Consider the following 20,989-nt stretch of genomic DNA (forward strand, 5'->3'; position numbering starts at 1 on the left):
AACATCTGAGCGAAATCTTCTTCAAATTCGTGTCGAATTGGCAGATTGGGATTAACATATCTGAGTTAAATTTGCCGCTGTTTTATCAGATTAGAAGAAAAATCGAACTTGCAATGTTAAGAACACATACGTGCGGAGAGCTTAGAAGCGAACACATAGGGAATCAGGTAACCTTGTCTGGATGGGTACAGAAGGTACGAGATAAAGGTGGTATGATCTGGATTGACATTCGTGATCGCTATGGTATCACTCAGCTGATTTTTGAAGAAGGGGTGTCTAGTCCAGAGGCGATAGGCACGGCACGAGAAGTGGGACGCGAGTTTGTGATTTCGGCCACCGGTGAAGTAGTAGAGCGGGTTGCTAAGAATGATAAGATCCCAACTGGGGGTGTAGAGATTAAAGTGGCTGAGCTTAAAATATTCAACAAATCAAAAACACCACCTTTTATCATCGATAATGACACTGATGGAGGAGAAGATTTGAGAGCGAAATTCCGTTACCTTGATTTGCGTAGGCAAGTTGTTCGTAAAAATCTGGAGATGCGCCACCAGTTGTTGCAGAAAACACGCGCTTACTTATCTGATCATCTCTTCATGGAGGTGGAAACACCCTATCTGATCAAGAGTACTCCTGAAGGTGCCAGAGATTTTGTGGTGCCATCTCGCATGAACCCCAACCAGTTTTATGCCTTGCCACAGTCACCGCAGACTTTCAAGCAGCTGCTGATGGTTTCTGGTTTTGATCGATACTTCCAGATTGTTAAGTGTTTTCGTGATGAGGATTTGCGCGCGGACAGACAGCCCGAGTTTACCCAGATAGACTGTGAGATGAGTTTTGTAACCCGTGAGGACATTCTGAATACATTCGAAGGGTTAATTAGGTACTTGTTCAAAGAAGTAAAAGGTGTAGAGCTGGGAGAACTGCCTCATATCCCTTACTCAGAAGCCATGTCCAAGTACGGTTCTGACAAACCAGACTTAAGGTTTGGGATGGAATTCGTAGAGCTCAATGATTTGGCGCAAGGCACAGGTTTTGTGGTTTTTGATAGTGTGGAATTAGTAGTTGGTATCAATGCTGAAGGCTGTGCAGACTATACCCGTAAGCAGCTGGATGAGCTCACCGATTTTGTGAAAAAGCCCCAAATAGGTGCCAAAGGGTTGGTGTATGTCAAATACAATGAAGATGGCACGTTCAAAAGCTCCGTTGATAAATTCTTTGATCAGGAAGCGTTGAAAGGTTGGGCAGAGAAATTCGGTGCAAAACCTGGTGATTTGATGTTGATCCTCGCTGGTGAAACCAATAAGGTACGTAAGCAACTAAATGAGCTGAGGCTTGAAATGGGATCAAGACTAGGCCTCAGGGATAAAAACACATATGCGGCAGCTTGGGTGGTGGATTTTCCACTGCTGGAATGGGATGAAGAGACTGAAAGATACCACGCCATGCATCACCCATTTACTTCTCCAAATCCGGAGGATCTGGATAAGCTCGCTACTGATCCTGGTAGCGTCAGAGCCAACGCTTATGATATGGTGGTCAATGGAGTGGAGCTCGGCGGTGGATCTATTCGTATTCACGACAGGGGGATACAATCATCCATGTTTGATGCACTTGGATTTACCAAAGAGGAGGCACTGGAGCAGTTTGGTTTCTTACTCAATGCATTTGAGTATGGAGCACCTCCACATGGTGGTATCGCCTTCGGTTTTGATAGACTTTGTGCCTTGTTTGGTGGCCAGGATAGCATTAGAGATTTTATTGCCTTTCCAAAGAATACATCAGGTAGAGATGTGATGATTGACTCACCATCGCTAATTGATGGAGCACAGCTAGAGGAGCTTCACCTGAAGTTGACTCCTGCTTCAAAAAATGAGCAATAATTGCTAACTTGAAGCAACCATTCTGGATTTGATATGACTAAGAAATTTCTTCTTTATTCATCACCAATCGTCATCATGTTTATGGCGATTGCTTTATTTGAACCTTGGATTTATCGTAACATCCTCACGTCTGATCAAATCGACGAATCCTTGAAAGGGGAGCATTTCGACATCATTGCCCATAAGGGAGCATCGGGAGTTGCTCCAGAAAACACCATGGCAGCTTTCAAGCTAGCACTGGATATGGGAGTGGACATGATTGAATTGGACGTTCGGAATACACATGATGAAGAAATAGTGGTCATTCATGATGCCACTCTGGACCGGACTACAGATGGAACAGGCCTGGTACATGACTACACACTGGAAGAGATCCGTGAGTTAGATGCAGGTTCGTGGTTTGGTAATGCCAAATATGCCGGTGAAAAGGTCCCTACCCTCAAGGAGGTGTTAGATCTGATAGATGGTAGATGTAAGGTGCTTATTGAAATCAAGCACATGGACCATCCACACTACCATGACTTTGCGGAGAAGCTGATAGATGTGATTCGTGAGGAAAAGAATGGCTATGAGTGGATCATTCTGCAATCTGAGGAAGTGGAATATCTCGAAGCAGCGCATGAGTACGATGATCATGTGCAAACGAAAAAGCTGATGATTGGGGAGGATTCCACACCACTTTTGGCATTTTACATCGAGACCAAAATGCATTTGGGTCGTGCCAAGGAAGATGATCGAATGAAAGCACTGAACCCCGAATACCATACTTTATCTACACGGAGGGTATTCAGAATGCATGCAAGAGGTTTTCAGGTCTATACCTATTCACCTAATGAGCGATCAGAAATGATCAAGATGCTGCACATGGGAGTGGATGGGATTATCACAGATTTTCCTGATCGGTTAGTTCAGATCCGAAAGGAAATAGAAGCACTTTAGAGGTTTTGAAGGGACAGATTGTCAACTTCAGTGGCAATGTACCCGAAGGAGTCCCATGCAGGATTGCGCAGTATGCGCTCAAATAAGTCTTTGGCCAGGTCCACCTGATTGCTGTAGGAGTAATAGTTGGCCACTCCATACCCGAGTGTTGGGTCAATTGAGTTGTTTTCTGACTGGGCATAATCCAGAATAGTTACCACGTTGTACACTTCCTTATGCATGAGCAGTAGCTGGTGGTATGGAGTATACTCAATGATTTCCATCCGCTTGTTAATTGGTTTTAGCAGATCATTTGCTGCAGTTTCATTACCAATTTTTTTGTAGGTCATGTAAAACCAGTTAGATGTGGCCACTACCAGGTCATCGTTATCAGCGTATTCCATGCACTGCTTGAAAGAGGAGATTGCTTTGTCATAGTTGCCTTTCAGATAATAAGCGATACCCAGGTGATACCAGATATTGAATTTATCATTGGATAGAGGCTTATTTAGCCTATTGGGTAGGCCATCGGGTTCTATAGAGTTTCGCACTGGGCGAGCATAAAAGGCCGCCTTTTGCAGATCCTCTATGGCTTTGTCAAACTGGCGGATGGTGATATATCTGTGCCCGCGGTGGCGCAGGAGCTTGTAAGAGTTAGGGTACAAATCCAGACCTACAGAGTACATCCTGATCGCATCATTGTACCGGCCCAAATAGGCTAGTCTACGACCGTACCAGATAATGTTATCAAGGCTATCAGGTTGGGTTTCGTAGTTGATACGGGCCTCTTCCAGCTGTTCTTCTCTTTTTTCTTTGATTCGGTCGCTCAGTTGCTTTTCTGGAAGAATCGCTCCTGACAGTGAAAGCACCTGATTTGGATTTGTGGTCGGATTGCTAATTACCGGTTGGTCCACAGGTTGCTGCTGTCCCTGGCTGGATTGCGTCTCCAGACAACTCGTTGCTACTAGCGCAAACAACAAACCTATGGCGATCGGGTATTTCATTGCAATGTTGAGTTACCTTTAAAATTATCCAAATTGGGAATCAATCCCAATTTGGATAACCAGGTTGCTGGATATCTCCATCTTTTTCTTTGGCTTCTTTCACCATTTCCCGCACATCTTTTAGGAGCTCTTTCGCGTTGTAGATGATGCCATCCTTTATGGTGTACTGAACACCTCCGGCGCGGATAACCTCATTGTCCTCAGTGAGACGAATAGCTCCAGTGCCATAGAGAACCTTCAGGTCGGCAACAGGATTGGCTTCCACCAGCACCATATCGGCCAGTTTGCCTACCTCTATCGTTCCAATTTGATCATCCATGCCTAGTGCCTCGGCGCCCATCAGGGTAGCAGATCGAATGACCTCCAATGGGTGAAATCCGGCTTCTCGAAGTAGTTCTAGTTCTCGGATGTAAGCAAAGCCATACAGTTGATAGATATAGCCACTATCTGAGCCAGTAGTCACTCGACCACCTCTGTTTTTGTATTCATTGACAAATTGCATCCAGAGTCGGTAGTTGTTTTTCCAGGACACTTCCTGCTCAGTGCCCCAGGCATGCCAGTAGGAGCCGTGTGATACTTTGCTAGGTGCATAAAAATCCCACTGAACAGGCAAGGTGTAATCATCGTGCCATTCGGCACGTCTTGCACGCATGAGGTCTCGATTGGCCTCATAAATGTTAAATGTAGGGTCAAGTGTAAAGTCTCTGGATAGTAAAGTCTCCATCACTTCATTCCATTTTTCAGATCCGGGATCGGCTGCCTGTTCCCACAGCTTACCTGCCTCTTCGAACCGTTTTGCTCGTTTTGATAGTTATAGTCTACAGGGTAATGCTGCACTATTTGGTCGTGAAACATCGCCTCAGGTAGTCCATACCAGTGCTCCATAGAGGTAAGTCCCCACTCAGACGAGTTCAGCACATTGAGCCAGGTGACGTTCATCTGTGCATGGTGACAGGCAGATCCCAGGCCTAATTTTTTGTTTTCTTCGAGAGCGGCTTTCATGATATCTGGACGTGCTCCGAAAAACTTGATACCGTCTGATCCAGCATCTGCATTTTCCCGAACCCATTTTACAGCATCCGCTGGCGTATCAATGCCATCTGATCCCATTCCAAATCCGGTGTAGGACACTATTCTTGGAGCAGTGATTTCATTTTTGGCAGACCTTTTCTTGTGATCCAGTGTCCAGTCCCTTCCTCTAAAGCTGCCTGGTTCACGGATGGTGGTGATCCCATGGCCCATCCATAGCTTAAATACATATTCCGTTGGAATACTTCGGATCGAGCCAATATGGCCGTGCATGTCAATGAAACCTGGCAGCACATACATTCCTGCAGCGTCAATCTCTTTCGCACCTTCCTTCGCTTTGGGTCTACTGTTTTCTGGAATTTGCACACCCGGAGACCCTACTACCTGCACTTGTTTGATGCGGTTGTTTTCTACTACTATATCTACCGGCCCAATTGGAGGGGCACCATTACCATTTACAAGTGTGGCACCCCGGATGATCAATTGATCGAAAGGTCCTTCCCCTTCAGACCGGTCTGGTGCCGGGGTTTGAGCTGGCAAAGTGGTGGATAGAATCCAAACAAATAGTAGTGTGTAACAGTACCTCATATTGATTGCATAATTTTGCAAGCCAAGTTAAAAGATTTTTCAACACCTAAAACGATAATTCCAAATATGGCTTTGACTCCATCCAGCATGCTTGAATTAGCTACTGTAGCACCTGATTTCGAACTTCCAGATGTGGTGACTGGTAAAAAAATGAGTTTTACCGACGTAAGAGGAGCTAAGGGAACGGTAGTCATGTTTATTTGTGCGCATTGTCCCTATGTGATACACGTGCAGGAAGAATTGGTTCGGGTAGCCGGAGATTTTCAAGATCTGGGTGTGGATTTTGTGGCTATCTGTAGCAATGACGCAGACAACTACCCAGCGGATCATCCTGATAAGCTGAAGCAACAAGCGGAAACGATTGGTTTTTCTTTTCCCTATTTATATGACGAAGATCAATCAGTAGCTAAAGCTTACCGGGCGGAGTGCACACCAGATTTTTTCCTTTTCGACGAAAACAATCAGCTAGTTTACAGAGGTAGGCTAGATGCGGCTACACCAGGAAATGATCAACCCGTAGATGGAAGAGATTTGCGGGGTGCCCTGAATGCGCTTATAGACGGAAAGCCTATATCAGAGGAGCAATTCCCGAGTATGGGGTGCAATATCAAATGGAAGTGAAACAACGGGTTTCAGATGAGGTAGCTTTTTATTAATTTGCGCCTCCCTAAACAAACTTTATCCCAACCTTAATTTTAGTGCATGAGCAAAGCAAAAGGAAGTTTCGATAAGTTGACCACCCATCGCTTGCGTGAGATGAAAGCTAGTGGAGAGAAGATTGCTATGCTCACCGCTTATGACTACTCCATGGCGCGGATTCTAGATGCGGCTGGTATTGATGTGATTTTGGTGGGTGATTCCGCCTCCAATGTGATGGCTGGTAATGAAACCACACTACCAATCACTCTGGATCACATGATCTGGCATGCTACTAGCGTGGTGAAGGCCGTGCAGCGAGCACTTGTAGTGGTCGATGTGCCATTTGGGAGCTATCAGGGAAACAGTAGTGAAGCCCTTCGATCCAGTATTCGCATCATGAAGGAGTCGGGCGGACACGCGGTAAAGATGGAAGGTGGTGTGGAAATCAAAGAAAGCATCTCACGCGTTTTATCTGCCGGTATTCCAGTAATGGGCCATTTGGGTTTGACACCCCAATCTATTTACAAGTTTGGGACTTACACCGTACGCGCTAAAGATGATGCAGAAGCAGAGAAGCTGAAGTCTGATGCCCGTTTACTTGAGGATTTGGGTTGTTTTGGAATTGTACTTGAAAAAATACCTGCGCAGTTGGCCAGAGAAGTGGCCGAGTCAGTATCGATACCTGTTATCGGTATTGGGGCCGGGCCAGATGTGGATGGTCAGGTGTTGGTGGTGCATGACATGCTGGGAATTACTCAGGATTTTAAACCTCGGTTTTTACGTCAATACGCTGATTTGAACAAGGTGATAAGTGACGCCACGACCAATTACATTAGGGATATTCGCTCTGGTGAATTTCCGAATGACAAAGAAAGTTATTGAATAGAAATATAGAAACAGACACTTAGTGACAAACGGTCATTAAACATTTAGAAAAGAACATGGCAAAAGAAGCATCTACAATCATTTACACCAAAACGGATGAAGCACCTGCATTAGCGACTCATTCGTTATTGCCAATCATCCAGGCCTTTACGGCACCAGCTGGTATTCAACTAGAGACTAGAGATATCTCATTGGCTGGAAGAATTATTTCGAGCTTTCCAGAAAGGCTAACTAAGGAACAGCAGATTAGCGATGACCTTGCTTATCTAGGTGATTTGGCTAAAACGCCAGCTGCTAACATCATTAAGCTGCCCAACATCAGTGCTTCTATTCCACAGTTGGTGGCGGCTATTAAAGAACTGCAGTCTCAGGGATATAATCTGCCGGACTATCCGGTGGAGCCGAAGAATGATGAAGAGAAGGACATTAAGGCCAAATACGATAAAGTAAAAGGAAGTGCGGTAAACCCTGTGCTCAGAGAAGGTAACTCCGACCGTAGAGCACCAAGAGCAGTGAAAGAGTATGCTAAGAAGAACCCGCACTCTATGGGAGCATGGTCTGCTGATTCTAAGTCCAATGTGGCCAGTATGAACGAGGGGGACTTTTACGGTAGTGAAAAATCAGTGACTGTTGGAAAGGCAGGTATTGCCAAAATTGAATTGGTAGCCGCTGATGGGTCTGTTTCTGTCTTGAAGGAGAAAGTAGCCCTTCAAGCCGGTGAAGTGATTGATGCTGCTGTGATGAGTGGCTCCAAATTAAGTGCCTTTTTGGAGGAGGAGATTACCAGGGCTAAAGAAGAAGATGTTCTATTCTCAGTGCATCTCAAGGCCACTATGATGAAAGTATCTGACCCGATCATCTTTGGACATGCGGTGAGTGCGTTTTACAAACCTGTGTTCCAAAAGCATGCCGCCACATTCGAGGAGTTGGGCGTGGACCCAAACAATGGTATGGGCGACCTGATCGCTAAAGTGGAAACTTTGTCTGGAGACAAAAAAACCGAGATACTAGCTGATATCAAGGCATGCTATGATGCCCAGCCACCTTTGGCCATGGTCAATTCTGACAAAGGTATTACCAACTTACACGTGCCAAGTGATATCATCATTGATGCCTCGATGCCTGCTGCTATTCGTACATCAGGAAAAATGTGGGGACCAGGTGGTCAGCCAAAAGATACCAAGTTTGTCATTCCGGATAGATCGTATTCTGGAGTATATGATGCGGTGATTGAAGATTGCAAGGCCAATGGAGCCTATGATCCAACCACCATGGGTAGCGTATCCAACGTGGGCTTGATGGCGCAAAAAGCAGAAGAGTACGGATCACATGATAAAACCTTTGAAATAGGTGCTGCCGGTACAGTGAAGGTTGTTGACGAAGCAGGTAATGTGCTGATCGAGCAATCTGTAGCTCCGGGAGATATCTTCCGCATGTGTCAGGTAAAAGATGCACCTATTCAGGATTGGGTGAAGCTGGCGGTTTCAAGAGCTAAAGCGACTGGTACTCCAGCAGTGTTCTGGCTTGACAAGAATAGAGCTCACGATGCTCAGTTGATCGAGAAAGTAAATAAGTATCTTAAAGATCATGACACTTCAGATATCGAGATACATATTCTGTCGCCGGTTGAGGCGACCAAATTCTCTGTGGAAAGAATCAGAAAAGGGCAGGACACGATATCTGTAACAGGTAATGTGTTGAGAGATTATTTGACGGATCTCTTCCCAATCCTCGAAGTAGGGACCAGTGCAAAAATGCTTTCCATAGTGCCACTGATGAATGGAGGTGGGCTTTTCGAAACAGGCGCTGGGGGATCAGCACCAAAGCACGTTCAACAGTTTGTAGAAGAAGGTCACCTGAGATGGGATTCTTTGGGAGAATTCCTGGCACTTGCTGCTTCTTTGGAGCACTTGAGTAAAGTGGATAATAACCCAAGAGCCCAGGTACTTGCCGATGCATTGGATGCAGCTACTGGTAAATTCCTGGATGAGAACAAGTCACCATCGAGAAAGGTGAATGAGATTGATAATCGTGGTAGTCACTTCTACCTGGCGATGTACTGGGCTGAGGCACTAGCTGCTCAAAGTGAGGATGCAGCATTGAAAGATATCTTTGCTGGTGTGGCGCAAGAGCTAGTAGCACAGGAGACTAAAATCAATGAAGAGCTAATTGCTGCTCAAGGTTCTTCTGTAGAGATTGGAGGTTATTACAAGCCAAGCGATGAGTTGACATCCAATGCCATGCGACCTAGTGCTACACTCAATCAAATTTTGAGCAGTATCGCTTAGTTTTATCGAACCAAAAAGAATCCAAAAAGCTGATTTGCGAAGTGCAGATTGGCTTTTTTGTTTTAAAATGATTCGTAAACCTAAAACCTAAAACCTAAAACCTAATTATATATCACAAATCTGAATAGCCTCTTTTAGTGAGGTAAACTGATCCTCATTCTTAGGAATAAACTCCTGCGCTACGAATCCCTTAAACCCGGTATCATAAATTGCTTGCATGATGGCAGGATAATAAAGCTCCTGATTGGTGCCAATTTCATTTCTACCTGGTACACCTGCTGTATGATAGTGCGCGATGTAAGGGTGGTATTTTTTGATGGTAGCGATGATGTCGCCTTCCTGCACCTGCATGTGATAGATATCGTATAAAATTTTGAAATTGGGACTTCCTATCTTTTCACACAATCTAGCTGCCCATTCGGTGCTGTCGGCTTGATAGTCGGGATGATCCACCTTGGAATTAAAGATTTCTATACAGATGGTGAGGTTACGTTTTTCAGCCTCCTTCACTATCGGATCTAGCCCCACAGCACAATTCTCAAGCCCAGTTTCATCATCTATTCCCTTGCGATTCCCAGAGAAGCAGATAATGTTTTGAAAGCCAGCGTCCTGTACTTTTGGCATCAGGTCGAAGTATTCCTTCTTATGCTGCTCATGATTTTTTGGATTGTTGAAACTGTCGGTATGATGCAGAGGTACGCTATTACACATGGCGCAGGTAAGTCCGTATTTCCGAACGGTGGCATAATCCTTAGGATCAATTAGCTCAACGGATTGAATTCCTAACTCTACTGCCCATTCGCAAAGCTCCTCTACCGACTTGTTGTTAAAAGGCCAACGGGTTACTGAGTGATTGATCTTTCCTTTGAGAGCCATTGGTTGATGCTCACTTTTGGCCATCGCAGGTAAGCCAGTAATCGCCATGGCAGATAACCCAGCAATATTCTTTAGTGCCTTTTTTCTTGACATTTTCATAGCTCCTAAGATAGTGATTTAAAATTTTTGACAAACTCCAAAAAAAGCAAACGTTTGTATTAAAAATCTTTCAAAAAGTAGTGTCTTTATGACGCATTATTATTTAGATTAGAATTTCAAGAAACTTACATAGTCCGGATGAATATTAATAACAAAGCGAAAGCTCAGAATACCTACGATGCGATAGTGGTTGGAACTGGCATCAGTGGAGGCTGGGCGGCTAAAGAGCTAACCGAAAAAGGTTTGAAGACGTTGGTTCTGGATAGAGGGAGGAACGTGGAGCATATCAAAGATTACCCCACCATGAACCTTAATCCCTGGGAGCTTCCACATGATGATCAGGTACCTGCTGAAGAGCGGAAGCACTATGAAAAGCAGTTAAGGACAGGTTACACCATTAGAGAATCTACTAAGCACTGGTGGATTAAGGATGATGAGCATCCTTATACCGAGACCAAGCGGTTTGATTGGATCAGGGGATACCATGTAGGTGGTCGATCGATCATGTGGGGACGACAGTCGTATCGTTTGAGTGATTTGGATTTTGAGGCCAACCTCAAAGATGGTGTGGCTGTAGACTGGCCTATCCGATACAAAGACCTGTCTCCCTGGTATGACAAAGTGGAGTCTTACATCGGTGTCAGTGGTCAGAAGGAAGGTCTTCCGCAGCTACCGGATGGTAATTTTTTACCCCCGATGGAGCTAAACTGCTTGGAAGAACATGTCAGAGATTCTATTTCCAAGAACTTTGAAGGCCGTCTTTTAACCATAGGCCGATCGGCCAATATTACGCAAAATCATAACGGTCGAGCTCATTGTCATTACAGAAATTTATGTATGCGTGGATGTCCGTTTGGTGGGTATTTTAGTAGTCAGAGTAGTACCCTTCCTGCGGCAATGGCTACAGGAAATATGACGCTTAGACCCTATTCCATCGTTACTGAAGTACTCTATGATCCTGAAACAAAAAAGGCAACTGGTGTTCGGGTGCAGGATGCTGAAACTGGAGAAGTGCAGGAGTATTTTGCCAAGATTGTTTTCTTAAATGCATCGGCCATTGCATCTACATGGATTTTACTTAACTCTAAAAGTGAGTACCATCCAGATGGCATGGGTAATCAGTCCGGTGAGCTAGGTCGCAATCTGATGGATCACCATTTCAAAGCCGGTGCTGAAGGAGAATATGAGGGTTTTGAGGATAAATATTACCATGGCAGAAGACCCAATGGCATTTATGTACCGAGGTTTAGAAATATCACTGAGAAACATCCTGATTTTATCAGAGGGTATGGTTATCAGGGTGGAGCGAGCCGTCAGGAGTGGCGATCTGCCATAGCTGAACTTGGAATCGGGGAAGAGCTAAAAGAAGATATCCAGACACCGGGAACCTGGCGCATGGGGCTTATGGGCTTTGGAGAGATGCTCCCATATCATGAAAACAAGATGGAGCTAAATCCGGATAAACTGGATAAGCATGGCTTGCCAACAATCACCTTCGATTGCGAATTCAAGGAAAACGAGAAGGAAATGCGGAAGGACATGCAATCAGCAGCCGCAGAAATGCTGGAAAGGGCTGGTTTGAAAAATGTACGTACCTATGATGACATAGGTGGCCCGGGACTAGGTATTCATGAGATGGGTACTGCCAGAATGGGTCGTGATCCTAAGACCTCTGTCTTGAATAAGTGGAATCAACTGCACGAAGTGAAAAACGTCTTTGTGACAGATGGAGCTGCTATGACTTCCTCTGCTTGTCAGAATCCATCACTTACTTACATGGCATTAACGGCACGAGCTGCGGACTTTGCTGTGAATGAACTTAAAAAAGGAAACCTCTGATCATGGAAAATATAAAAAGAAGAGAAGCAATCAGAAGAACTGCCTGGATCATGGGTGGAGCACTTAGTGCACCCACACTAGCTGGTTTGATGAATGGATGTGCCCCGAAACCCGAGCTGACATGGCAGCCCACCTTTTTCAATGAGGACCAGGCGCGATTGGTGATGCAGGTGGCAGAAACAATCCTGCCCGAGACGGATACACCAGGGGCAAAATCTTTGGGGGTTCCAGGTTTTATTGAGGAAATGGTGAGTGTCGTTTATGATGAGGAGAGACGTTCCAAATTCGTGGAGGGATTGACACGTTTCAATGAGGATTGTAAAAAGAATATGGGTGACGAGTTCATCGCATTAGATGCAGTAAAACAGAAAGAATTCTGTCAAAAGAAAGACGCAGAAGCGAAAGCGGCACCATGGGGTGACAAGCCTGTATTGTGGTCACTTAAAGAGTTAACCATAGTGGGGTATTACACAACAGAATATGGTGCCACAGAAGCACTGCAGTATATAGCTATTCCTACCGAGCAGCATGGGTGCTTGCCACTTTCTGAAACAGGAAACGGCAAAACCTGGGCTACCTCATAGGTTTTTTCGAGGATTGATTGAGAGCCATCCATACCTTGTGTTTGGATGGCTTCTTTATTGGTAGTTTTTTTGGATCGTAGTTTGCAGCTTCTTAGCAATAGGTTTAAGTCTATCCATGAGGTCTGATTCGGATTTGCTGGATATTAGTTCTACTTTGTAACCGTCAGATGTTTTTAGGAAGGCCTGATATTGTCTCTCACTAAAAGTAGCTGTTTGACCCGCATACGATGTGGCTCGCTGTGAGAGGGAATTGGCATTGATGTATATTTTTTCAATAGTCTCATAGGGCCGTTTGCTCATTTTTTTCAGCCCCATGATCCAGTAGCCTTCATGGATCTCGTGTTCTTCAGGTCTGATTTGTACGATGTAATAGCTAGACCAGGCAAGAGGTAGGAAAAATGAAATCACAATGCAGCTTATGACTGCTACCAGTTCATCGAAATGTTGCATAGACAGGGCCATACCGCCAAAGACTGAAATGGTCATAAAAAACCGGAAAGTAAGGGGTAAAACACGGCCCTGATTGATAGTCACTTTATTCATGAGTGAGACATGTTAGATTTATCAAATTAGTCTAAACTCTCACAATATATCTGAGTTAGACATAGTATGATCAAGGAACTTCCTTTATTTCCATTGAACCTGGTTGCATTTCCCGGAGAAGCACTCAATCTTCATATTTTTGAGCCCAGGTACAAGCAACTGATCAACGATTGCCTGGAGAGTCATACGAATTTCGGAATCCCCTCTTACGTACTAACGAAAATAGAGTATGGAACGGAGGTCAAAATCACAGAAGTCTCCAAAACCTACGATGACGGCCGGATGGATATCAAAACCGAAGGAGTAGCCGTCTTTAGAGTCAAAGATTTCCAAAATCCCTGGAATGATAAGTTATATGCCGGAGGACCAATTCAGGAAATACTGATTAAAGACGATCTGGATGCTAAACTGCATCTACAAATTGTGTCGCTTTGTCGCCAGCTTTTTGAATGGCTACACATGGATGAAACCATCAGTATTACCGATAAGACCAGTATGTATGAGGTGATTCATAAGCTTGGGCTAAAGCCGGAAGAAGAATACTTGCTATTGAAGATGACCTCACAACGTCAGAGACAATCTTATTTGATCGAACACCTTGAGAATTTGCTTCCAGCTCTTGAACGCGCTGAGAAAGCCAAGGAAAAAATTCGCATGAACGGACACTTCAAGCATTTTGATCCTTTGAAATTCTAAGCATTGTGTAATTTTCAGGTATGATTGAGATCAGCGGATTCGGTGTGGTGCTTTTATTCATCCTGGGAGGTGTCGCCTTTGTGATGGTTACCTTGCTGGTGGGGAAGCTCCTACGGCCTGTTCGCCCGAATGAAGAAAAACAAACGACCTATGAGTCTGGTGAGGACCCGGTAAAGTCCGCATGGGGTATTTTTAACGTCCGTTTTTATGTTATCGCACTGATTTTTCTACTTTTTGAAACAGAGCTTGTATTTCTATTTCCGTGGGCTACGGTTTTTGCGGATGAGCAATTGATGGAAGAAACTGACGGACTTTGGGGCAAGTTTGCACTAATCGAGACATTCATTTTCATTGGTATTTTGGCCTTGGGACTCGCCTATGTATGGGCCAATGGTATGTTGGATTGGGCCAAACCAAAACCTGATGCCAGTACCTATCAATCCAAAATCCCGGACTCAGCTTATGACCATCTCAATCGCACTAAAGATATAATCAAATAAAATGGGAATACTCGATCATCAATTTGGACAGGGTGGCATTATCGTCACTAAAGCGGATGACTTACTGAACTGGGCCCGACTATCAAGTCTGTGGCCGATGGGATTCGGTATAGCCTGTTGTGCCATAGAGATGATGGGAGCCTATACCTCTGGCTATGACATGGATCGGTTCGGCGTGTTGCCAAGAGCATCTCCTCGACAATCTGATGTAATGATTGTGGCCGGGACGGTCACCTTCAAAATGGCCGATCGAGTTAGAAGGCTTTATGAACAGATGGCAGAGCCACGCTACGTTATTTCCATGGGAAGTTGCAGCAACTGTGGCGGACCCTATTGGGAACATGGCTATCATGTGGTGAAAGGAGTGGATAAAATTATTCCCGTGGATGTCTATGTGCCAGGTTGTCCACCAAGGCCAGAAGCACTGATAGGAGGCTTCATGAAGCTCCAGGAGAAAATCCGTGGAGAATCCATGATGAAACCTGCAGCGTTGAAAAAATTAATGGAAAAGAGGAAAAAGCAACAAACAGCTTAGTTTCGTTATCTTTATTTAGTGATTAAGAGTTCACTAAATAAATCATACTAATACTTTTTAGATGAGTACCAATCATTTTAATTATTTCCGGGTAAAGAATTTCAAGAGGTTCAAAGATCTTGAGGTGAAAGACATTGGTCAGTTCAATTTGGTCCTAGGGGATAACAATGTTGGCAAGACGAGTTTGTTGGAGGCATTGATGTGGGAGCCTGTTGAGGAAAATATTGAAAATCACTTTGAAACGGTTGTCACATCGAGATTTCTAAAATACTTAATCAAGTCTTACTCTTTCAAGAATTACGGCGAGCCACTTACTTTCCTCGAGTACTTTTCAAACTTAGACGAACGTGAAAATAATTCTATTGAGATTGGTTCGAGCAAATCTGATGAGTCTACTGAAACTTATGTTATTAAATCGAATAATACAGTAACTGTTAGGTATTTGGGGGAATTGGAGTTTGGCGTTCTTTCAAAGAAGTCGAAAGATTTTCATTTTTTGGATGAAAAATCAAAAAAGGATGATCAAATTCTTGCGAAGAAGGTAGATGTTAGTGAGGTGTTGAATCACACAATAGTTCCTCTGCTTCCTTTTCATAGAAGTTACGATGAGGAAATTACTGAGTTTTATCTTGATCAAATCCAGGGTAATCGATCTTTGAAGAATAAATACGTCTCAAACCTAAGGCGATTGTTTGATGAGATTGACGATCTGGAACCATCTATCAAGGGAAAACACAAGACTCTTTTAATAAATCGATCCACTTCGAACTTCTCAGTACCTCTAGGATATTTTGGTGAGGGTACAATAAAAATGGCAAAAATACTGAGCTATTTGATCAAGTTTCGAGATAAGAAACTGATGATTGATGAAATTGACACTGGGCTTTATTATGCTAGAATGAGAGATTATTGGAAAGTCATTCTTCAGTCGGCGGATGAGAACAATGTTCAATTGTTTGCGACAACTCACAATAGAGAGTGCATGGAGGCTTTCCGTAGTGCATTAGATGAATTGGGAGAGGAGTTCACTTCTAGGTCTCGTTCTATTACACTGAAACAATCGCCTAAAACAGGTGATGTTATTGCCTTTACCAATTCCTTTGAAGTACTAGATGATGCCCTCGAGGTTGGAAATGATTTGCGATAATGGAGAAATTGTTCATTGTCATTGAGGGCATAGCTGATCAGGTGTTTCTTACTGATTTAATTTCTACAAGGTTTGAAGGTGAGTTTGAGATCATCTACTCTAAAAAAAAGAAGTCTAGTGACAAGGAGAATCTGATTCTTACCCTAAATAAAGCCAGTGAAAAGTTCAAAGAAATAACTTTTTTAAAAGCAAACACGAATGGAAGGAGCATTCAAAAACAGAAAATAGATGAATTAAGAACACTAACTTCAAATTTCGAGCATAAGACCATTTTTATTCTTGATGCAGATGCTCCAGACTTTGAGCAAACTAATCAAAGCTTGATTGCTAATTTCAAACAAGAAGGATTAGAAATTTCTGAAGAAACTATTTTTCTGTTGCCCAATAATGAGAGGGATGGATGCCTGGAAGATTTGTTACTTCAATTAGTTGGAGATAAAGCAGGAGCCATTTTTGACTGTTTTGAATCCTACAAGGACTGTATCCATCAAATTGACGAGCAATATACCAAACCGGACTTGAAAACGAAGGTTTATGCTTATTCAGAGATAACTACTGCTTCGGGTAATGAACGAAAACGTGACTACACTAATCACGATATTTGGAATTTAAATCACGAGGCTTTGAATCCACTTGTTGAATTTCTCACTAAACACTTGTCATGACCTTTCAAGAAATCAAAAACCTCCTGGAGGCTAAGTTTCAAAATGCCATCCAGGGCGAGGACCTACAGGCTACACCTAAAGCGCTGATCATCAATGTCCATCAGCTGGTAGAAGTTTGTTCTTTTTTGCATGAGCAAAAGGGCTTGTATTTTGATTCGCTTTCTTGTTTGACTGGAATTGATAATGGGCCGGATCTTGGCAGCATGGAGGTAGCCTATAATCTTTACAGTATCCCTTACAACCATCACCTCATGCTCAAAGTGCAGGTGGATCGTGCGAACCCTCAGGTTCCTTCAGTCGCGTCTATTTGGAGAACAGCCGACTGGCACGAGCGTGAAGCGTATGATTTGTTAGGAATAACTTTTGATGGACATCCCGATTTGCGGAGAATTCTACTTCCAAATGACTGGGAAGGACACCCATTGAGGAAAGATTATCAGGAACAAGAGAAATACCATGGCATCACGGTGATTTATGATCGAGATGAACCGGTGGATGACAATGAATTGAAAATGGATAATGGAGAATAGAGCTAATCCGCTTCTAGATAAGTCGTATTCTTTTTCACTTAAAATTGTGAATACGTGTTATACTCTTCAGGACAATTTTAGAGAGTTTGTTCTATCCCGACAGTTGCTGAGAAGTGGCACAGCTGTGGGAGCTCTTTCAGAAGAGGCGCAGCAGGCTGAATCCAAAGCTGATTTTATTCATAAATTATCCATTGCAAACAAAGAAGCACATGAGTCTCACTATTGGTTACGTTTGATAAGGGATTGTGGTAGGTTCGAGATAGAAGTAGAAGATTTAATCATTAATTGTGAAGAACTGAAAAGATTGCTAATTGCCATCATAAAATCTTCTAAAAAATAATTTTCAATTGTAAACTGTCAATTATCAACTTTTGAACATACAATACCAATACCATCCAGATCATCTCAAAAACTCAGAGCCTACGGTGTTCAATGAGTCCACTCTTAAAAAGGAAGAGATGCTCATTAACCTGGGTCCACAGCACCCATCTACGCATGGAGTGCTGCGTTTGGAAGTCATCACCGATGGTGAGATTGTGCGTGATGTTATTCCTCACATGGGTTACCTGCATCGCTGTTTTGAAAAACATGCAGAGTCCGTTCCTTTCAATCAGGTCATACCGTATGTGGACCGCATGGACTATGTAGCTGCGATGAACTCTGAGCATGCTTATGCCATGGGTGTAGAGCGAATGCTTGGTATCACTGACCAAATCCCCAGGAGAGTTGAGTACATCCGCGTATTGGTAGCTGAGCTAAATCGACTGGCTTCACACTTCGTAGCGATAGGCACCTATGGGTTGGATATTGGAGCCTTCACTCCTTTTTTATGGATGATGCGTGATCGGGAGCATATTTTGAGGTTATTGGAATGGGCCTCTGGTGCCAGGATGCTCTACAACTATATCTGGGTGGGTGGATTGTTTTATGATTTACCAGTGGGCTTTGAAGAGCGCGCACGGAGTTTCTCTAAGTACCTCAAGCCTAAATTGGTAGATCTTAAAAAGCTCCTATTGTCCAATAAAATCTTCATTGATCGTACGGCCAATGTTGGCGTATTGCCTCGTGATTTGGCAATCAACTACGGAGTGACGGGACCAATGCTTCGTGGTTCAGGATTGAAATATGACCTGCGGCGTGTGGATGGTTATAGTGTTTATCCTGAGTTGGACTTTGAAATACCTGTTGGTGAAGGAGCAAAGGGAAGTGTTGGAGACTGCTGGGATCGTACCTGGGTACGGTTTAGAGAGTGTGAAGAATCGATTAAGATAATCGACCAGTGTTTGGAGCGACTCACTTCAGATTTGAAGCGAACCAAAGAGTTTGATCCAAGGGCAGTGGTTCCTAAAAAAATCAGACCCAAAGCGCAAGATTTGTATGTAAGAGCTGAAAACCCCAAAGGAGAATTGGGCTTTTTCTTTAGAACAGATGGCCGGTCCGACCAACCTTTGCGTTGCAAAGCGCGGGCGTGCAGCTTTGTCAACCTATCTGTGCTTCCAGAAATATCCAAAGGGCACATGCTTTCGGATTTGGTGGCTATCATGGGGTCTATCGATGTGGTGATGGGTGAAGTGGATCGGTAAGAAGAGCTTTACTTGCGCATTCGCTTGAAGTAAAACGGGAATAGTAGTAGATTTAATTCCTATGATTCCAGTTCTCAACGCCGACCAAATCAAATCTGTCGATAAGTACACGATAGAAACTGGCGCGACCAGCTCTGCAGCATTGATGGAGCGCGCTTCCGAAGCCTTTGTTGAATGTTTTCTCTCCATAGCTCCAAAATCTACTAAAATCATGGTTTTCTGTGGTGTGGGTAACAATGGTGGCGATGGAATGGCTATCTGTCGACTGCTTCATGAGAGAGGTTATAACATTCAGGGATATTATATTGGTGATTTGCAGAAAGCCTCGGAGGACTTCATAGTTAACATGGACCGTTCCTCTGGACTTTTTCCAGTTAAGCAGATCAATAAAGAAGAAAAGATACCATTCATTCCCAATGATACGGTGGTCATCGACGCACTGTTTGGGAGTGGCCTGAATAGGCCACTGGAAGGATTGTTTGCCAAACTGGTAGAAACCATCAATGATTCATGGGCACAGATCTTCTCTGTAGATATTCCTTCAGGGATCTATTCTAACAATACCACTGAGGGAGTTACAATTACTGCCGATCATACCATCTCTTTTGAGATTCCCAAACTCTCCCTTTTCCAGCCGAGTTTGGCTAATCAAATTGGTCGTTGGCATTTGGTTGGCATTGGGTTAAATAAGGAATTCATTTCGTTACAGAAGACTAACTATTTCTATACCGAACCGAAGGATATTCGCTTACCAAAACGAGCAAAAAATGCTCACAAAGGTGATGCTGGTAGAATGCTGTTGATTTCGGGTAGTAAAGGGAAGATGGGAGCAACCATTCTTAGTGCCAAAGCGGCGATGAGAACAGGCTGTGGATTATTATTTGTTCATGCCCCTTGCTGCGGACTGGATGTGCTGCAAACTGCAGTGCCAGAGGCCATGGTGATCGTAGATGAGCATACAGAGGTGATCACCGAAGTGGTGCCGTCGGATAATATCCGTGTGGTGGCTATCGGACCTGGCATTGGTACTGGTAGTCTAACCGTCAAAGCGTTTAAGGAATTACTCCAAAAAGTTACCCGACCAATGGTGATCGACGCAGATGCCATTAATATCCTGTCAGAGAACACGGAGTTGATCGAAACATTGCCGCCGGAGAGCGTTCTTACCCCGCATCCTGGTGAGTTTGAACGGCTGGTCGGTAGTTGGAAGGATGATTTCGAAAAGCTCGAACTGCTCCGTAAATTCTGTATCAAGCACAAAGTCAATATGGTGCTGAAAGGTGCGCATTCGGTGGTGTGTGATTATCACGGTATTGCCTACTTTAACCCAACCGGAAACCCAGGTATGGCTACTGCTGGGAGTGGAGATGTGCTCACAGGTATAGTCTCTGCACTAATGGCACAAGGGATGATGCCTTTTGAAGCTTTGAAAACCGGAGTCTATTTACATGGAGCTGCTGGTGATCTGGCCGAAAAGGAAAAAGGGCAATACTCGCTGATAGCCAGCGACATAGTTGATTTTCTCCCCAAAGCTTTTCTAGCTAAGATCAGCTGATTCTTGCCAATAAATGTTAAAAAACCGGACTTAACGAAGATTTCACATAAAAATTTTAAGCATAGTCCTGAACTTTGGTATTTTTTTTGCGTACTTTGTAAGAAGATATGTACAATAAACTCGCCATACTGACGTTCGCTCTTTTCTTGTCTGTGACAGCCCTGTCACAAGATCAGGAGGATAATGTGGTGAGTGCTGAAACGACATTCAGTAATGCATCACTAGATTTGAATAACCGAATCGAGTTGTACCCAAACCCTGCAGTAGATTATATAGTCGTTGAAATCAACAACTCTACTTTGGAGAACGCAGAGTTTGAGTTGCACAGCATCATCGGTAATGAAATCAAAATTAAGGCCGAAGATCTAGGTAACGGTCGATACAGAATCCCGGTGAAGAACTTTGCTACTGGTTATTATTTCATCGTGGTGAAGGACGAGACCACCAGGTTCAAGAAGGCCTATCGATTCCTGAAAAATTAATGTTCTCGTCACTAGAGTATGTAGCCATTCCATTGAATGGCTTTTTTGTTGTCTTTAATTCTGACTTTTCTACCATCTTTCACAGTGCTCAATAAATGTCATGAGCCGTTGTGAAGAGCAGTGA

General features: G+C 43.7%; 20 protein-coding genes and 1 pseudogene. 17 read left to right on the forward strand and 4 right to left on the reverse strand.

The genetic code is table 11. The features are described 5' to 3' along the window. The first annotated feature begins 113 nt into the window (after positions 1–113). Together aspS and ACO067_RS15420 are read left to right on the forward strand one after the other, a co-directional pair. A complete protein-coding gene (gene aspS / locus ACO067_RS15415) occupies positions 114–1,880 on the forward strand; it encodes an aspartate--tRNA ligase (RefSeq protein WP_421875556.1) in 1,767 nt (588 codons plus the stop codon). A gap of 33 nt (positions 1,881–1,913) precedes the next feature. Continuing rightward, positions 1,914–2,819, forward strand: coding sequence for a glycerophosphodiester phosphodiesterase (locus tag ACO067_RS15420; protein WP_421875558.1), 906 nt, complete (start codon positions 1,914–1,916; stop codon positions 2,817–2,819). Here the strand turns inward: ACO067_RS15420 and ACO067_RS15425 are convergent. Next, positions 2,816–3,802, reverse strand: a complete 987-nt coding sequence (locus ACO067_RS15425; RefSeq protein WP_421875560.1) for a tetratricopeptide repeat protein — start codon at positions 3,800–3,802, stop codon at positions 2,816–2,818. The two genes, ACO067_RS15420 and ACO067_RS15425, sit on opposite strands and share 4 nt — an antisense overlap. A 40-nt stretch (positions 3,803–3,842) precedes the next feature. Beyond that, positions 3,843–5,419 (reverse strand): annotated as a pseudogene (locus tag ACO067_RS15430) (amidohydrolase family protein). An 87-nt stretch (positions 5,420–5,506) separates the two neighbouring features. Between ACO067_RS15430 and ACO067_RS15435 the strand changes: the two are divergent. The 3 genes from ACO067_RS15435 (at position 5,507) to ACO067_RS15445 (ending at position 9,231) form a co-directional block, all read left to right on the forward strand. Beyond that, positions 5,507–6,040, forward strand: a complete 534-nt coding sequence (locus ACO067_RS15435) for a thioredoxin family protein (protein ID WP_421875562.1) — start codon at positions 5,507–5,509, stop codon at positions 6,038–6,040. 81 nt (positions 6,041–6,121) lie between these two features. Next, positions 6,122–6,940, forward strand: coding sequence for a 3-methyl-2-oxobutanoate hydroxymethyltransferase (panB, locus tag ACO067_RS15440; RefSeq protein WP_421875564.1), 819 nt, complete (start codon positions 6,122–6,124; stop codon positions 6,938–6,940). Positions 6,941–6,999: 59 nt separating this feature from the next. Further along, positions 7,000–9,231 (forward strand): NADP-dependent isocitrate dehydrogenase, encoded by a 2,232-nt coding sequence (locus ACO067_RS15445; protein ID WP_421875566.1) that lies wholly within the window; start codon positions 7,000–7,002, stop codon positions 9,229–9,231. A gap of 105 nt (positions 9,232–9,336) precedes the next feature. Here the strand turns inward: ACO067_RS15445 and ACO067_RS15450 are convergent, their stop codons facing one another. Then, positions 9,337–10,206 (reverse strand): hydroxypyruvate isomerase family protein, encoded by an 870-nt coding sequence (locus ACO067_RS15450; protein ID WP_421875568.1) that lies wholly within the window; start codon positions 10,204–10,206, stop codon positions 9,337–9,339. A gap of 138 nt (positions 10,207–10,344) precedes the next feature. On the opposite strand from ACO067_RS15450, the gene ACO067_RS15455 reads away from it, so the two are divergent. Together ACO067_RS15455 and ACO067_RS15460 are read left to right on the forward strand one after the other, a co-directional pair. Next, entirely contained in the window at positions 10,345–12,045 is a 1,701-nt protein-coding gene (locus ACO067_RS15455) for a GMC oxidoreductase (protein ID WP_421875570.1), read from the forward strand. Positions 12,046–12,047: 2 nt separating this feature from the next. Then, complete coding sequence (locus ACO067_RS15460; RefSeq protein ID WP_421875572.1) at positions 12,048–12,629, forward strand: gluconate 2-dehydrogenase subunit 3 family protein; 582 nt, start codon at positions 12,048–12,050, stop codon at positions 12,627–12,629. A 54-nt stretch (positions 12,630–12,683) separates the two neighbouring features. On the opposite strand, the gene ACO067_RS15465 is transcribed toward ACO067_RS15460, so the two are convergent. Continuing rightward, positions 12,684–13,172 (reverse strand): hypothetical protein, encoded by a 489-nt coding sequence (locus ACO067_RS15465; RefSeq protein ID WP_421875574.1) that lies wholly within the window; start codon positions 13,170–13,172, stop codon positions 12,684–12,686. Between the two features lie 66 nt (positions 13,173–13,238). Between ACO067_RS15465 and ACO067_RS15470 the strand changes: the two genes are divergently transcribed. The 10 genes from ACO067_RS15470 (at position 13,239) to ACO067_RS15515 (ending at position 20,865) form a co-directional block, all read left to right on the forward strand. Further along, entirely contained in the window at positions 13,239–13,868 is a 630-nt protein-coding gene (locus tag ACO067_RS15470) for an LON peptidase substrate-binding domain-containing protein (RefSeq protein WP_421875577.1), read from the forward strand. Between the two features lie 20 nt (positions 13,869–13,888). Continuing rightward, entirely contained in the window at positions 13,889–14,368 is a 480-nt protein-coding gene (locus ACO067_RS15475) for an NADH-quinone oxidoreductase subunit A (RefSeq protein WP_421875579.1), read from the forward strand. A 1-nt stretch (position 14,369) separates the two neighbouring features. Next, positions 14,370–14,903, forward strand: a complete 534-nt coding sequence (nuoB, locus tag ACO067_RS15480; RefSeq protein WP_421875581.1) for an NADH-quinone oxidoreductase subunit NuoB — start codon at positions 14,370–14,372, stop codon at positions 14,901–14,903. A 61-nt stretch (positions 14,904–14,964) separates the two neighbouring features. Further along, positions 14,965–16,050: an AAA family ATPase gene (locus ACO067_RS15485; RefSeq protein WP_421875583.1), complete on the forward strand. Its 1,086-nt coding sequence runs from the start codon at positions 14,965–14,967 to the stop codon at positions 16,048–16,050. After that, positions 16,050–16,715 (forward strand): DUF3226 domain-containing protein, encoded by a 666-nt coding sequence (locus tag ACO067_RS15490; RefSeq protein ID WP_421875585.1) that lies wholly within the window; start codon positions 16,050–16,052, stop codon positions 16,713–16,715. The genes ACO067_RS15485 and ACO067_RS15490 overlap by 1 nt, the downstream gene beginning before the upstream one ends. Next, positions 16,712–17,245 (forward strand): NADH-quinone oxidoreductase subunit C, encoded by a 534-nt coding sequence (locus tag ACO067_RS15495; RefSeq protein WP_421875587.1) that lies wholly within the window; start codon positions 16,712–16,714, stop codon positions 17,243–17,245. Before ACO067_RS15490 ends, ACO067_RS15495 begins: the two co-directional genes overlap by 4 nt. Continuing rightward, the gene (locus ACO067_RS15500) at positions 17,235–17,585 is read left to right on the forward strand and encodes a four helix bundle protein (RefSeq protein ID WP_421875589.1); all 351 of its coding nucleotides are present in this window, start codon (positions 17,235–17,237) and stop codon (positions 17,583–17,585) included. Before ACO067_RS15495 ends, ACO067_RS15500 begins: the two co-directional genes overlap by 11 nt. A gap of 31 nt (positions 17,586–17,616) precedes the next feature. Further along, positions 17,617–18,828, forward strand: coding sequence for an NADH-quinone oxidoreductase subunit D (locus tag ACO067_RS15505; RefSeq protein ID WP_421875591.1), 1,212 nt, complete (start codon positions 17,617–17,619; stop codon positions 18,826–18,828). A 61-nt stretch (positions 18,829–18,889) separates the two neighbouring features. After that, entirely contained in the window at positions 18,890–20,383 is a 1,494-nt protein-coding gene (locus ACO067_RS15510) for an NAD(P)H-hydrate dehydratase (protein WP_421875593.1), read from the forward strand. 107 nt (positions 20,384–20,490) lie between these two features. Further along, on the forward strand, positions 20,491–20,865 hold the full coding sequence (locus ACO067_RS15515; RefSeq protein WP_421875595.1) for a T9SS type A sorting domain-containing protein: 375 nt from the start codon (positions 20,491–20,493) through the stop codon (positions 20,863–20,865). Positions 20,866–20,989: the final 124 nt, after the last annotated feature.

Source organism: Marinoscillum sp., assembly GCF_965229915.1.
In the GTDB taxonomy this organism is placed as follows: domain Bacteria; phylum Bacteroidota; class Bacteroidia; order Cytophagales; family Cyclobacteriaceae; genus Marinoscillum.

Coding starts and splice junctions, on each gene's coding strand:
- ACO067_RS15420 (WP_421875558.1), top strand. CDS start 1,914: ATGACTAAGAAATTTCTTCTTTATTCATCACCAATCGTCATCATGTTT.
- ACO067_RS15435 (WP_421875562.1), top strand. CDS start 5,507: ATGCTTGAATTAGCTACTGTAGCACCTGATTTCGAACTTCCAGATGTG.
- panB (WP_421875564.1), top strand. CDS start 6,122: ATGAGCAAAGCAAAAGGAAGTTTCGATAAGTTGACCACCCATCGCTTG.
- nuoB (WP_421875581.1), top strand. CDS start 14,370: ATGGGAATACTCGATCATCAATTTGGACAGGGTGGCATTATCGTCACT.
- ACO067_RS15465 (WP_421875574.1), bottom strand. CDS start 13,172: ATGAATAAAGTGACTATCAATCAGGGCCGTGTTTTACCCCTTACTTTC.
- ACO067_RS15455 (WP_421875570.1), top strand. CDS start 10,345: ATGAATATTAATAACAAAGCGAAAGCTCAGAATACCTACGATGCGATA.
- ACO067_RS15450 (WP_421875568.1), bottom strand. CDS start 10,206: ATGAAAATGTCAAGAAAAAAGGCACTAAAGAATATTGCTGGGTTATCT.
- ACO067_RS15470 (WP_421875577.1), top strand. CDS start 13,239: ATGATCAAGGAACTTCCTTTATTTCCATTGAACCTGGTTGCATTTCCC.
- ACO067_RS15510 (WP_421875593.1), top strand. CDS start 18,890: ATGATTCCAGTTCTCAACGCCGACCAAATCAAATCTGTCGATAAGTAC.
- ACO067_RS15490 (WP_421875585.1), top strand. CDS start 16,050: ATGGAGAAATTGTTCATTGTCATTGAGGGCATAGCTGATCAGGTGTTT.
- aspS (WP_421875556.1), top strand. CDS start 114: ATGTTAAGAACACATACGTGCGGAGAGCTTAGAAGCGAACACATAGGG.
- ACO067_RS15485 (WP_421875583.1), top strand. CDS start 14,965: ATGAGTACCAATCATTTTAATTATTTCCGGGTAAAGAATTTCAAGAGG.
- ACO067_RS15515 (WP_421875595.1), top strand. CDS start 20,491: ATGTACAATAAACTCGCCATACTGACGTTCGCTCTTTTCTTGTCTGTG.
- ACO067_RS15425 (WP_421875560.1), bottom strand. CDS start 3,802: ATGAAATACCCGATCGCCATAGGTTTGTTGTTTGCGCTAGTAGCAACG.
- ACO067_RS15460 (WP_421875572.1), top strand. CDS start 12,048: ATGGAAAATATAAAAAGAAGAGAAGCAATCAGAAGAACTGCCTGGATC.
- ACO067_RS15445 (WP_421875566.1), top strand. CDS start 7,000: ATGGCAAAAGAAGCATCTACAATCATTTACACCAAAACGGATGAAGCA.
- ACO067_RS15495 (WP_421875587.1), top strand. CDS start 16,712: ATGACCTTTCAAGAAATCAAAAACCTCCTGGAGGCTAAGTTTCAAAAT.
- ACO067_RS15500 (WP_421875589.1), top strand. CDS start 17,235: ATGGAGAATAGAGCTAATCCGCTTCTAGATAAGTCGTATTCTTTTTCA.
- ACO067_RS15475 (WP_421875579.1), top strand. CDS start 13,889: ATGATTGAGATCAGCGGATTCGGTGTGGTGCTTTTATTCATCCTGGGA.